The sequence below is a fragment of the Bradyrhizobium sp. dw_411 genome (assembly GCF_018449695.1).
In the GTDB taxonomy this organism is placed as follows: domain Bacteria; phylum Pseudomonadota; class Alphaproteobacteria; order Rhizobiales; family Xanthobacteraceae; genus Bradyrhizobium.
This window is the reverse complement of sequence record NZ_JAAVUY010000009.1, coordinates 1-13,951: the sequence shown is the minus strand read 5'-3', so window position 1 is coordinate 13,951 and position 13,951 is coordinate 1. Positions and strand designations below refer to the sequence as shown.

The following is a 13,951-nucleotide window of genomic DNA, read 5'->3' as shown; positions in this document are numbered from 1 at the left end:
GCCCAAAATGGTTTCGTCGGTTGCTGCAATTGTTTCGTTGCGGTTTCGTCTGGCCGGGTGCTCCAGGAAATCGCCTGAGCGCCCATTGGTCCAAGCACAGCGCTGGCTGGTCCAAGTATACCACCCGGCTTCCGGCTAACCTCCGGTTGCTCGATGGGAAGCGTTGCCTGTTGCTCCGCGATACCCCGATCGACAGACGGTAACGGCGTATGCGTCCCCTTGTAAGTACCCTTTCAAGTACCCTTGCACGGATAGTGATCGTCTTCGGCGGACTGTGCCTCACAGCCGGCGTCGTGCAGGCCCAGTCGCTCGATATTCCCCTGAACCTGACCCTCCAGGGCACCAACGACCCGGCTCCGGTCCTGACCATCAATATCGGGATCAACGGTCAGGCGCCGCGGCCTTATCTGTTCGATACCGGCTCCGAAGTTTTCGTCGCGCAATACACCCAATCTGCGTTTGGCAGCGTGCCTTCCAGCATGAGCGGCCAGCGGCAGAACGTCACCATTACCTACGGCGATGGCAGCTTCGGCTACACCTACAACGTTACCGGCACGCCATCCCTGACCTTCTATCCGACCTACACGTCGACAAGCGGCGGCGTCACCCTCAACGCGGTCTCTCCTTCGGGCAGCACGTCGCAATTCCTGATCGGCGCGGTTACCAGCGAAAACCATTTTCCGTTTCCGGATGGTCCGCTGCCGGGCGGTTACAGCGGCGGCTACGGAATTTTCGGAGCTGCCAATTTCGTCCGCGGCGGGCCGGGCAGCGTGCTCGGCCAGGCCATGCTGCCGGGAACGACAGCAGGCTACATCGTGGCCGCCAACGGCCAGCCGCTAAGCGCGATGAACGCCGGTCCCGACCCGCAGTCCTCGCCAAACGGGCCGCAGGTCAGCCAGAGCGTCACGTCGTGCAGTCCTTGCGTGATGCTCGGTTTGACGTCGGCGCTGCTCGCGCAATTCATGCCGGTCAATACCATCGCGACGCCGGCCTTCGGCACATTCGCAAATTCCGGCACGACCGCCACCAACCAATACGCTTTTTTCCTGCCGATCACGGCGAGCGCGCCGGGACAGCCGAGCGTCACCGTGTCGTCGCGCACTCTGTTCGATACCGGCACTTATTACTATCAGTTGAGCAATCTGATCCCGACCGCGAATTACGCCAATGGCGGCACGCTGACGATTTCAGGTCCGGCGAGCGGCTCGACCCCCAGCACCGTCACGCTCTACAACAACAACGATCCCGCCACCTGTTGCAATCCGTACTACGGCGAATCCTCCACCCAGATCGGGATTGGGCCTGAGTCTATTTTTGGCCTCGGCTTTTTTCTCAACAATTCGGTTTTGTTCAATCTGTCAGGACAGGCGGTCGGTTACACCTCCAACTTCGTGACCGACGCCAGCATCGCAACCACCTCAAGCTCGCCGCTTGTGATCGACTCCAACTCAGTCCCGCTCGGCCTTGCCGGCGTGATTTCCGGCAGCGGCCCGGTCCAGGTCGTCAACGGCGGATCGGCCACGCTGAGCGGCACCAACACCTATACCGGCACGACCACGGTCAATAACGGCTTCCTGGCGCTGGTCGGTCCCGGCAGCATTTCCACGTCGAGCGGCGTCAGCGTATCGAACTTCGGCGTCTTCGATATTTCCGGCGTCGGCGGCGGCGGCACGCCGTCCGGCGCCTATATCAAGTCACTGTCGAGCACCGACAATGCGGGTCTCGTCCTGCTCGGCGCCAATCAGCTCGTTCTCACCAACGCCAACGGCACCTTCGCGGGCACGATCGCCGATGGCGGTTCTTATGGCGGCAGCGGCGGCACGCTGGTGCTGGCGGGCGGCATCGAGACCCTGACCGGTGTCAACACCTATACCGGTGGCACGATCGTCGTGTCCGGCACGTTGCAGATGTCGGGCGCGGGCACGCTCGGCGCCACGACCAGCACGGCGGCGCTGTTGGGCGGCGTGCTCGATCTCGGCGCCACGACGCAGACGCTGAGCGCTCTGTATCTTGCCGGCGGCACGCTGCAGAACGGCAATCTGAACGCGCCGATCTCGTCCTTTGGCGGCACCATCAACAGCATCGGCGGCACCGCGAGTCTCACGACCTCCGCCGGCCTGACATTTGTGCTGGGCACCAACACCTATACCGGGCCGACGGCGGTTAATGGCGGCATCCTGGATGTGATCGGCTCGATCACCGATCCCACCGTCAATGCCGGCGGCCTGTTGATGGGCACCGGTCAGGTCGGCGCCACGCAAGTTAACGCCGGCGGTATCTTCGCGCCCGGCAATGGCACGGCGGGCACGTCGCTGACGGTGAACGGCAATCTCGCTTTTGCGTCGGGTGCGCTCTATCTGGTGGCAGTGAACCCGGCGACGTCGAGCTTCGCCAATGTGACGGGCACGGCCGCGCTCGCCGGCAACGTGCTGGCGACGTTTTCGCCCGGCGCCTATGCGGTGAACCAGTACACCATCCTGAAATCCGCCGGGCTCGGTGACACCACCTTCGCCGGCGCCACGGCCAGCCTTCCCGGCTTTGCGGCGAACCTGAGCTATACGCCGACCAACGTGCTGCTGAACTTTACCGCAGCGCTGGGGGCGCAAAGCGGGCTCGGCAGCAACCAGCAGGCCGTCGCGAATGTCATCAATAATTTCTTCAATGGCGGCGGCGCACTGCCGCCGAACTTCCTCAATATTTTTGGTCTGAGCGGCAGTAATCTGGCCGCGACGCTGGCGCAGATCTCCGGCGAATCCAATGTCGGTTCGCAGCAGGCCACCTTCAGCGCGATGACCCAGTTCATGGGCGTGCTGACCGATCCCTTTGTCAATGGCCGTGGGATCGGCGCAGGCAACCCGACGCCTGGCGCTTCGCACTATGCCGATGACGGCGCGGCCAGTGCGTACGCTTCTGTCAGCAAATCACGCGGCGCCTATGCGATGTTCACCAAGACACCGATGGCCTCGACCTATGATCCGCGCTGGAGCGTGTGGGCATCCGGCTTCGGCGGCGCGCAGACCACTTCCGGCAATGCCGCGCTCGGCTCCAACAGTTCGGCCTCGAGCATTGCCGGCACGGCGGTCGGCGCCGATTATCGCTTCTCGCCATTCACGATCGCCGGCTTCGCGCTGGCCGGCGGCGGCACCAGCTTCAGCACGGTGGGTGGCGGCAGCGGACATTCCGACCTGTTCCAGGCCGGCGTGTTTGTTCGTCATACTGTTGGCCAGGCCTACATCACCGGCGCACTCGCCTATGGTTGGCAGGACATCACGACAAATCGCACGTTAACCGCCGCCGGCATCGATCAACTGCGCGCCGAGTTCAACGCCAATGCGTATTCCGGCCGGATCGAAGGCGGCTATCGCTTTGTCACGCCATGGATCGGCGGCATTGGCATCACGCCTTACGCGGCCGGACAGTTCACGACGTTCGATCTGCCGGCCTATGCCGAAAGCGTGGTGTCGGGATCGAATGCGTTCGCGCTGGCCTATGGCGCCCGGGATGTCACGGATGTCCGCAGTGAACTCGGCATCCGCACCGATAAATCATACGCGATGCCAAACGGCGTGTTGACGCTGCGTGGCCGCGTGGCCTGGGCGCATGATTTCGATCCGGATCGCTCGATCGGCGCCACGTTCCAGACGCTGCCGGGCGCCAGCTTCGTGGTCAACGGCGCGGTGCAGGCGTCGGAGTCCGCGCTGACCACCGCATCGGTCGAGATGAAATGGCTGAACGGCTGGTCCACCGCCGCCACCTTCGAGGGCGAGTTCTCCAAGGTGACGGCGAGCTACGCCGGCAAGGGTGTCGTGCGCTACGTCTGGTAGCGGTGCGTGATTAGCTGACCCGGCTCCAGGTCTGGCCGCCGCAGAACATGCCGCCGAAGGCGCAGCCCTGAACCCGCAGCGCATTCGGGCCCTTCATCGTGATCGTCGAGTCGTAATTGCGGCCGCTGTCGGGATCGTGAATCCGGCCGGTCCATTTGCTGTCAGACGGCTTCATGTTGATCAGGATCTTCTCGCCGCTATTGACGGCATAGCCGCACAGATTGTCGCCGCACGGCTCGACGCGAACGCGCCCCTTGTTTCCCTCGGTGCTCCAGATGCCGACCGGCGTTGTCGGTGTGGCGGCTGGTGCGACATCGTTTCCGGCTGCCGGGGCAGGGGAGTTGGAAGCCACAACGGCCGGAGCCACGGGAGCATTGACGGGTGCGGGCGCGGTCGCGGCCGGAGCCACAACAGGTGCCGGGGCCGGAGCAACTTGCACCGGAGCTTGGGCGACGGGCGCCGCGGCCTGAACGGCAGGCGCCGGCTGCGATTTCGTCACCGGCTGATCCGAATTCGAGGTCACATTATTGTCGTCGTCGTAATTGCTTTCGTCGAAACGTTTCGATTTTGAACCGAAGCCTGAACCTGAAATGCCCGATATCTGCAGGCACGACAGTGAGTCGCAATTCCGAGGCGCTTCGATACGGATCCTGTGACCGTTGACCTCGAAGGAAATTGCATTGCCGGCATAGGCAGAGGTCGTGGCCAGCAGCAGTGTGGCGACAATGGCGAGCTTCTTCATGATTGTGTCCTCCAGCGGGTGGGTGGATCTGGGCTGACCCTACTCGTCGGCGACGTTGGCCTCTGTGATCTACGTCACGGGACGTGGGCGGGGCTGCTTCCGAGGTGTCAATTTGTAACCGAAGCGGCTCGAACCGAACTTCTGAAAACCGCTTACGTATAACAGAGGCTATGCACAAAGAGCCCGGCGGCTGGAGCGATCCAACCGCCGGGCTCTTGTCATTGGGAAGCTGTTGAAAGGATCAGATCACGCCGAGCACGATCGCGCCGACAAAGGCAAAAGCGATATACGCGGTGACCACGCTTAGCCTGCTGGCGATGGACATCGGAAACCTCCGGGGTTTACGTCGCTGCCCGCTTTAACGCAGAGAATAACAGGGCGTTCCCCGCCAAAAAAGGCAGCGTTGCTGTCTATCCGCGCTCGCGCGGCCAGGCCGGGGTTCCCCAACGTGGTTAAAGAGTCGTGAAATCAACGCGTTGAAGAGTCCTTAAATATATTCGTTGAGATTGCGCGCATGACGCGCGGAGTTCGTTTGTATCTCGTCGGCTCCTTCGTCCTTGTCTCGTTGGCGGGTTGCGGTCGCGGCTATTTTCAGTCCGAAGAGCGCGAACCGTGGCGGGCCGAGGCCGAGATCGCTTGCCTGAAATCCGGCGCCGTTAAAGAGAGTCCCGAACTGGTCCGGATCGATCCGATCTCGGGCCCCGGGATGTGCGGCGCGGAGTTTCCGCTCAAGGTCGCCGCACTCGGCGAAAGCAACAGCTCGTTCGGTTTTGCTGACGAAGATCTGCGGCCGCCCGGCACCATCGGCAATCAGCCGCGCTGGCCCGGCTCGCAACCGCCGCCTCCGCCACGCGCGCCGCTTTATCCCGACAATGCGCAGCGCGCGCCCGGCTATGGCGCGCCATCCAGCGGTCCGATTTCGCTGAGTGCGCCCGGTGTTTCGCAGTACGAAGACCAGATCAATCTGCCGCCCGACGGCACGCCGGACTACCGGTCGCCGCCACCGCAGCGGTCGTATTCGCAACAGCAAGCCCCGCAACAGGCTTACCCGCAGCAACAAACCTATCCGCAGCAACCCTATCCGCAGCGGCCGCCCTATGCCGCACTCTATTCGGAGCGTCCCGATGCTGCCGCAGCCGCGCCCCTGCCGCGGCTCGGGCCTTCGCAGGGCAATCCCGTCAGCGCGGTCGGACCGGTCGCGGTCAAACCGGTCGCGACGCTGGCGTGCCCGATCGTCTCGGTGCTCGATCGCTGGCTCGCCGATTCCGTGCAGCCTGCCGCGATGCGCTGGTTCGGCGCGCGCGTGGTCGAGATCAAGCAGATATCGGCGTATTCCTGCCGCGGCATGAACGGCAACGCCAATGCGCATATTTCCGAACACGCCTTCGGCAACGCGCTCGACATCGCCGCCTTCACGCTGGCCGATGGACGGCGCATTTCGGTCAAGGACGGCTGGAAGGGGATGCCGGAAGAGCAGGGCTTTCTGCATGACGTGCAGGCCTCGGCCTGCCAGCAATTCACCACCGTGCTGGCGCCCGGCTCCAATGTCTATCATTACGATCACATCCACGTCGACCTGATGCGCCGCGCGTCCCGGCGCCTGATCTGCCAGCCAGCCGCAATGTCGGGCGAGGAAGTCGCCGCGCGCGCGCAACAACGCAATCCCTATGCGTCCGGCTCGCGCGAGCCGTTCACGACAGGGTCGATCAGCAAGCCACAGGCCCGGCACAAGACCGCGAAGGTCAACGAGGAAGACGAGTTCGAGGACGAATAGCGCTTACTCTTTCATTCTTCCGGCCGTATCTACCCGAAAATTGAAGCCGAAAAATTCCTGCGCTGTTGCGTGCGCGTGTGCGATCGCGATATCTTCCCCGCGGCAAGTGGGGAATTTGGAATGTCAGGTAAAAATTGGGACAGGGTGCCGATCGACGCGCAGAGCATCGACGCGCCGCTGTCGCAGGCGGCGATTTTTCTGGTGGTCACGGTCGGAAGCGAGCAGACAGCCCTCGCGAAAGTGGCCTTCGTCCTTGAAGGGCTCGACGATCTCGTCAAAACGGTCGGATTCCGGGACCTGTCCGGGCGGCTGTCGTGCATTGCCGGGATCGGCAGGGAGCTCTGGGATCGTTTTCATTCGGACGGTCGGCCCAAGGAATTGAAACCGTTTGCGGCGATCAAGGGCGCGGCGCATGACGCGCCGTCTACCCCGGGCGACCTGTTGTTTCATATCCGCTCCGAGCGAACCGATCTGTGCTTTGAGTTCGAGCGGATTCTGCTCGACAATCTCGGCGACAGCATCACCGTGGTCGACGAAGTCTCGGGCTTTCGATATTTCGATGCGCGCGACCTTCTGGGCTTTGTCGATGGCACCGCCAACCCGACCGGCCTCGATCTGCCCGCTTCCGCGCTGGTCGGCGAGGAAGATGCCGACTTCGCCGGTGGCAGCTATGTCGTGGTTCAGAAGTACCTGCACGATCTCGGCGCGTGGGCGAAGACGCCGACGCCGGTGCAGGAGGAGATCATCGGCCGCACCAAGATCGACAATATCGAAATCGATGACGACGATGCGCCGCGCAAATCGCACAAGTCGCTGGCCACGATCGAGGATGCCGACGGCAACGAATATGACATCCTGCGCGACAACATGCCGTTCGGCCGGCCGGGGCAGCAGGAATTCGGAACCTATTTCATCGGCTATTCCAGGTATCTCTGGGTGATCGAGAAGATGCTGCAGCGCATGTATATCGGCGATCCCCCGGGCGCTTACGATCGCCTCCTGGATTTCTCGACGCCGCATACCGGTGTGACGTTCTTCGCGCCGACCCGCCCGATGTTGCAAGCGCTGGTGCAGGCGGACTCAGGCGATTGATTGAAGTCACTTGCCGAAAAATCGTTCCTCGAGCGCGATCCATTCCGGGTCGGATGTGATCTTCAACAGCGCCTCGTCGATCGGCCGCTTGAGCGGGCTGTGCTCTGGCAACGCGATTGCCATATAGGCCGGCGCCAGCAGGCCTTGCGGCATTTCCTCGGTGTTGGCGTGACGTTTTGAAATCAGATATTGCAACGCGCCGACGCTGTTGACGACCGCGTCGGATTTTCCGTCGGCCAGCGAGTCCAGCGCATCCGGCAGGTTGTTGAATTTTACGTAAGTGAGACGGTGCTCGTCGAGATATTCGGCGCCAGAGGACTGCGCCACCGCCGCGAGTTTTTTCTTGGCGAGATCGATCGTGTTGACCATTTCGCGGGCTTCGACGCGATCGGCGGTCAATCGCGACACGAGACTCGTCGACAACAGCGAAACCCACACCAGGCTGGCGAACATCCAGGACACCGCGATGACGCGGCCGGTGGTCGATTTCGGCGTCTTGTCGCCGTAGCCCACGGTGGTCATGGTGACGATGGCCCAGTAAAGGCCGTCGCGCAGCGTGACCACGGAGGATTCTGATCCCAGCGCCGAGGGGTGACGGCGTTCGATCACCCACATCATGACGCCGATAAAAATCAGCATCGCCAGGCTGCCGAAAATCAGCGGGCTCAGCTCCGTCGTCGCCGCGCCGTAGGAGCGCAGCGCCGACAGCGTCCCTTTATCCTTGCGTAGCGCGACCGCGACGCCGGATCGGTGGGCGGGATAGGAAAAATCCACGCGCTTCTCGCGTTCCGATGTGATCGTGATCGCGCCGATTGCCGCGTCGAAACGGCCCTGCTCAAGACCGCCCAGGATCGATTCCATGTCCGCCACCGGGATCAGCTTGAATTGCCGTTCCAGCCGCTCCGCGATCCGGCGCCACAGGTCGACGCTGATGCCGGATATCGAGCCGTCCGGGTTGGTGTAGCCGTAAGGCGGCACGTCATAGACGGCAATCCGAAGCGGCGGGGCCTGCGCCGGTTCGGCATCCAATGCGCGGGCCATCGGTGGGGCGAGCCAGAACAGCAGGCCGGCAAGCAACATCAAATAAAGCACTCTGGAAACAGGCGTCAGGCAATCGACGCTCCGGTCTGCACCGCGGGCAATCATTTAAGATCCGTGAAATGGGCTGCTTCGACAAAAGCGTCCCCATAAAATGACGGCCTAACATGAACCTGTCATGTCACCGCGCCGCATCGCGTCTCACGGTGCCCAAACGCGAGTTGGGCGCCTCACATCTCGAAGGTGAGGGGATCGTTGATCTCGGGGCCGGTGAAGGAGGCCGCCATCGGCCGCCGCACGCCGGGCAGCACCGCGACGTCATAGAGTTCGCTCACCGCGCCCTCGATTCGGATCCATTGCACGATGTCGCCGGAGGCGAGGTTGACGATCTGAAGGCCGCACCAGCCGTCGGCGTCGCGCTTCTTCATCTCGTCGTCGAGTGCGAGGCCCGAGAACGACCCGTCGCGTGATAGCGAGAGGCCGACCACAGCATGGTTGTTGTGGAACGCCAGCCCACGCAGGAAGCCCGGACAGAACGCGCGCGGCGTGAAGTCGCCGCTGCCGAGATCGACGGTGCCGAGATGCCCGGAGCCTGAGTTCAGCACCCAGAGTTTGTTGCCGTACCAGCGCGGCGAATGCGGCATCGAGAGTTTCTCGGTGACGATGGCGCCGCTTGCGACATCGATCACAATGCCGCCCTCGGCGCGGCGCGCCCGCCAGCCGCCGATCACGTCGCTGCGGCTGGTCGCCGTCACCCAAGCCACTTCGCCGTCTTTGACCGCGAGGCCGTTGAGATGACAGCGATCTTCGGCGGCGAGTTTCGAGATGAACGGCGGTTTCCACAACACGCGGAAGGCGTGCACCGGCGACAGCAGCGACAGGCAGGAATAGGCGGTGTTGACGAATACGATACGGCCATCGCTGAGCACGCTGATGTCGTGGATGTCGATCTCGCCGGTGGTGTGCCCGACCCGCGGCACATAATAGCGATCGGCGCCGTTCATGGTCTGGTCGGGGCCCAGGATATTTTCGAAGCGCCAGACCTGGAAGGCGGTCGCCAGCACCAGGCGCTGCGCGTCGGCCCACACCCCCATCGCGCGGCCGGTGCCGACCTCGTGGATCGCAAGACCGCCGGCATCATCGACGCCGACGAGGTAGAGTCTGCCGGTCTGGTACGAGGTGAAGGCGAGGCTGACCTGATTGGCCTGCAGCCAGCCCGCCATGCCGCGCGAGCAGGTGATGTGCGCCGATGTCAGTTGCGGCAGCGGGGCGGGGGCGTCGGTCAACTGCGTTAGGTCCTTAGGTCTCTGGCGCGCGTCATTGTTACGGCGAGGCTCAGATGTCTGGCTATCAGGTTTTGCTATGTGACACGGCTTGGAAGCGCGGTCCACCGCCTCATCCTCACCCGGCCTTATCCTGAGGAGCGGCCTTTAGGCCGCATCTCGAAGGATGGATGCAACATTTGGACTCGCCGCCCATCCTTCGAGACGCGCGCAAGGGCGCGCTCTTCAGGATGAGGACTATGCTTGCTTCGCAGTCTTGCGCTGCCAGCAAAATTTGAAAGCGCGGTCCACCGTGTGACCATTTTTGGTGGTCGATCGATCTTTCCGACAATTTTCCCGCGAGTGTTGCCGCAAGGCTGCATTTTGGGACCTGTTTTGATGGATGCCGCTCGCCGCGGATTAGACGCGCGCGGCAATGTTCAATATCAATCATTTCAAATAATATCCCGGGGCTGTTGGGGGCTCGATGACTGACGTGTGGGCTTGCCCGGGCAACGTTGCCGCGGGCCGTGCGAGTCAGCAAATAGGGCTGCGTTTCCGGGATGCGTTTCTCGGGACGGTTGCCGCTGGCGCGCTGTCGCTGGCGTTCGGGGGCCCGGCGCTGGCGGGGCCGGATGCCTGCACGCCATCCGGTGGCGGCACCATCGAGACCTGTAGCGGCAATCAATCCGCCGGGATCGCCAGCGGCACCGATTTTACGGCGCCGCCGGTCACCACCCTCAACGTCAACAATTTGAACCAGGCCATCGCACCTGCGAGCGGCACGGCCGGGATCAGCTTTAGTTCTGCCGGCGCCATCACCATCACCAGCAACACCGGCGCGTTCGGCATCACCACCGCCAATGCGAAGGGAATTTATGCCAACGGCTCCCTGGCGGTGAGCGTGACCTCGACAGGCAACATTGCCACCACGGGCGCCAGCGCCTACGCGATCGATGCCATCAGCAGCCTCGCATCCACGGTAACCTCAACCGGGAATATCAGCACCACCGGCAACAACGCGGGCGGGATCTATTCCGCGGCCTTCAGCGTTTCCGGCGCAACGGCGACGGTGACGTCGACCGGTAACGTTGTCACAGCGGGTCTCAACGCGTTCGGGATCAAGGCCTATAGTACGGCCGGCGATGTTGTGCTGACCTCGAGCGGCAATATCACCACCACGGGGTCTGGGATCCTCGGCGTGGGCCACGGCCACGGCAGCGTGACGACGGTGACCTCGACCGGCAACATCACCACCACGGGCCTCCAGGCGCGCGGGATTTTTGCGTCGAACAATGATGGCCTGGTGACTGTGACCTCAACCGGCAACATCGCTACCGCGGGCAATTACGCGTTCGGAATTTTCAGCAGCGGCGGCACGGTGACGGTGACTTCGACTGGCAACGTCCTCACCAGGGGCAATAGCGCGTCAGGGCTTTATGCCAACAGCTTCGGCGCGGTGACGATGACCTCGACCGGTAACATCAGCACGGGGGGGATGCTCTCGAACGGAATTCAAGCCTATGGCGGGGGCGGCGCCATCACCGTACTCTCAAAGGGCAACATCACCATCGCGGGCGATGACGGTCTTGGTATTTTGGTCCGCAGCGGCCACGGCGCTGCGATCAACGTGACCTCGACCGGCAACATTTCCACCGCTGGTGCTAGCGGCGACGGGATTCTCGTCTTTGGTACAGGCGCTGTAACGGTGACCTCGACCGGCAATATCGCGACCGCGGGCGACAATGCGCACGGGATTTATGCCGCCCAGAGCGGCAATTACGCCGGTACCCTGACGGTGACCTCCACTGGCAACATCACCACCCAGGGTGCCAACGCGTCCGGGATTCGTGTCTTTCAAGATATCAATTTTACCGGTGCCATCACGGTGACGTCGACCGGCAACATCACCACGACGGGCACCGGCGCGTCCGGGATTGTTGCTTCGGGCTCTGTGGCGGTAACGATTGTATCGACCGGCAACATCGCCACCACAGGCGGCGGTTCCTACGCGATTAACGCCAGGAGCCTCGGCGCCTTGACGGTGACCTCGACCGGCAACCTTACTACCGCAGGCAACGCGACTGCGATTTTTGCCTTCGCCTCGAGTGGCACTGGCGCGCTCGCCGTGACTTCGACCGGCAACATCACCACCGCGGGTGACACCGGCGCCGGGATTTTGGCCGTCGGCCATGGCGCTGTCACGGTGACATCGGCCGGCAACATCGTCACCACCGGCAACGCGACGTACGGGATCGTCGGCGAAACCCTCGGCCTCGGCGCTCCGATCAACGTTACCGTCACCTCGGGTACGGTGTCCGGCGGGACGGGGCTCGGGGCGGGTGTTGCCCTCCTTGGCGGGACCGACAACACGCTGGTCAACCGGGGCACGGTGATGGCCCTGTCGGGGTTGGCGATCGTGGCCAGCACGGGCAACGACACCGTCAGCAATTTCGGCACCGTGATCGGCAATGTCGATCTGGGAGCCGGGACAAACGCCTTCAACAACATGGCGGGCGGGCTGTTTAATTCTGGCGCCAGCGTCAATCTCGGCGCGGGCAACACGCTGACCAATGCCGGCACGCTGTCGCCGGGCGGCGCGGGCATGATTCAGACCACAGCCTTGATCGGCAACCTCGTGCAGACCACGACCGGACGGCTGGCTATCGACATGGCCGGCGCCAGCGCTGACCGGGTCAACGTGTCGGGAACCGCCAACATGGCGGGCGTCGTGCAGGTGCAGGTGTCGAATCCACAACTTGGCGCGTTCCAGCAGACCATTGTGTCGGCGGCAGGCGGCGCTACCAATAACGGCTTGTCGCTGCTGGTGAGCCCGGCGCTGCAGGCGCAATTGGTATTTCCCAACGCGACCGACGTCGTCGTGAAAAGCGCAGGCGTCAATTTCGCGGTGGCCGGCCTCGGCGTCAACCAGACTGTGTTCGGCAATGCGCTCAACGGTGCGGCGCAGACTGCGGGTCTCGGTGGCCCGATATTCAATGTGCTGCTTAACGGTGTCACCTCGCTACCCGGTTATAATGCTGCGCTCAACCAATTGTCGGGCGAGGCCGCGAGCGGCACGCAGCAGGCGACCTTCAGCGCGATGAACACTTTCATGGGCACGATGCTCGATCCCTTCAATCGCGGCACGACATCGACGCCGGGCAATGGCGTGAGTGGTTTTGCATCGGAGAGCGATGCCAGTGCCTACGCTTCCGATGGCCGCACGCGCAGCGCTGCCGAACGCGACGCCTATGCGATGTTCACCAAGAAGCCGCCGCAGAATTTCGAGCCACGCTGGAACGTGTGGGCCGCGGGTTTTGGTGGTTCGCAAACGACGGATGGCAGCGTCGCGGCCGGCACTAACGGTTCGACCAGCCGTATCGCCGGCACGGCCGTGGGTGCCGACTATCTGATCTCGCCGAACACGATCGCGGGCTTTGCGCTGGCCGGTGGCGGCACCAGTTACACCATCGGCAATGGTCTCGGCAGCGGCCGCTCCGATCTGTTCCAGGCTGGCGTGTATGTCCGCCACACCATGGGTGTCGCCTATATCGCCGGCGCGCTGGCTTACGGCTGGCAGGACATCACCACCAATCGCACGGTGACGTTGGCCGGTTTCGATCAGCTACAGGCGCGCTTTAACGCCAATGCCTATTCGGGCCGCATCGAAGGCGGCTATCGCCTTGTCACGCCATGGATCGGCGGCATCGGCATCACGCCTTATGGAGCCGCGCAGTTCACGACGTTCGATCTGCCTGCTTATGCGGAGCAGGCGACGGCCGGCACCAATAACTTTGCGCTGGCTTACGGCGCCAAGAGCGTGACCGATCCGCGCAGCGAAGTCGGTTTCCGCACCGACAAATCCTACGCGGTGCAGGACGGCATCCTCACGCTGCGCAGCCGCTTTGCCTGGGCGCATGATTACGATCCGGGCCGCTCGGTCGGCGCGACGTTCCAGACATTGCCCGGTGCGTCGTTTGTCGTGAACGGCGCGGCACAGGGATCGGACTCGGCGTTGACTACCGCGTCCATTGAAATGAAGTGGCGCAACAACTGGTCGGTCGCCGCGACGTTCGAAGGCGAGTTCTCCAATGTGACATCGAGCTATGCCGGCAAGGGCGTGGTGCGATACGCGTGGTGAGGGCGACACCGTCCTCATCCTGAGGAGCGCGCCTTTGCGCGCGTCTCGAAGGATGATGCAACATCCGGACTCGTGGCT

General features: G+C 63.1%; 7 protein-coding genes. 4 read left to right on the top strand and 3 right to left on the bottom strand.

Annotated features, from left to right (window positions below; genetic code table 11):
* Positions 1 to 254: 254 nt before the first annotated feature.
* Complete coding sequence (locus HB676_RS34250; protein ID WP_213738934.1) at positions 255 to 3,824, top strand: autotransporter domain-containing protein; 3,570 nt, start codon at positions 255 to 257, stop codon at positions 3,822 to 3,824.
* A 10-nt stretch (positions 3,825 to 3,834) separates the two neighbouring features.
* Here HB676_RS34250 and HB676_RS16635 read toward each other — a convergent pair whose 3' ends face one another.
* The gene (locus tag HB676_RS16635) at positions 3,835 to 4,566 is read right to left on the bottom strand and encodes a DUF2147 domain-containing protein (protein WP_213738933.1); all 732 of its coding nucleotides are present in this window, start codon (positions 4,564 to 4,566) and stop codon (positions 3,835 to 3,837) included.
* Between the two features lie 514 nt (positions 4,567 to 5,080).
* Here HB676_RS16635 and HB676_RS16630 point away from each other — a divergent pair.
* Together HB676_RS16630 and HB676_RS16625 are read left to right on the top strand one after the other, a co-directional pair.
* Positions 5,081 to 6,340 carry an extensin family protein gene (locus tag HB676_RS16630; protein ID WP_213738932.1) on the top strand — a complete coding sequence of 420 codons (1,260 nt, stop codon included), beginning with the start codon at positions 5,081 to 5,083 and terminating at the stop codon, positions 6,338 to 6,340.
* A gap of 120 nt (positions 6,341 to 6,460) precedes the next feature.
* A complete protein-coding gene (locus tag HB676_RS16625; RefSeq protein WP_213738931.1) occupies positions 6,461 to 7,432 on the top strand; it encodes a Dyp-type peroxidase in 972 nt (323 codons plus the stop codon).
* 6 nt (positions 7,433 to 7,438) lie between these two features.
* Here the strand turns inward: HB676_RS16625 and HB676_RS16620 are convergent, their stop codons facing one another.
* The gene (locus HB676_RS16620) at positions 7,439 to 8,578 is read right to left on the bottom strand and encodes a transporter substrate-binding domain-containing protein (RefSeq protein ID WP_213738930.1); all 1,140 of its coding nucleotides are present in this window, start codon (positions 8,576 to 8,578) and stop codon (positions 7,439 to 7,441) included.
* A 122-nt stretch (positions 8,579 to 8,700) separates the two neighbouring features.
* Positions 8,701 to 9,756, bottom strand: a complete 1,056-nt coding sequence (locus tag HB676_RS16615) for a TIGR03032 family protein (RefSeq protein ID WP_213738929.1) — start codon at positions 9,754 to 9,756, stop codon at positions 8,701 to 8,703.
* A 463-nt stretch (positions 9,757 to 10,219) separates the two neighbouring features.
* Between HB676_RS16615 and HB676_RS16610 the strand changes: the two genes are divergently transcribed.
* Positions 10,220 to 13,873 (top strand): autotransporter outer membrane beta-barrel domain-containing protein, encoded by a 3,654-nt coding sequence (locus tag HB676_RS16610; RefSeq protein WP_213738928.1) that lies wholly within the window; start codon positions 10,220 to 10,222, stop codon positions 13,871 to 13,873.
* The last annotated feature ends 78 nt before the right edge of the window (positions 13,874 to 13,951 follow it).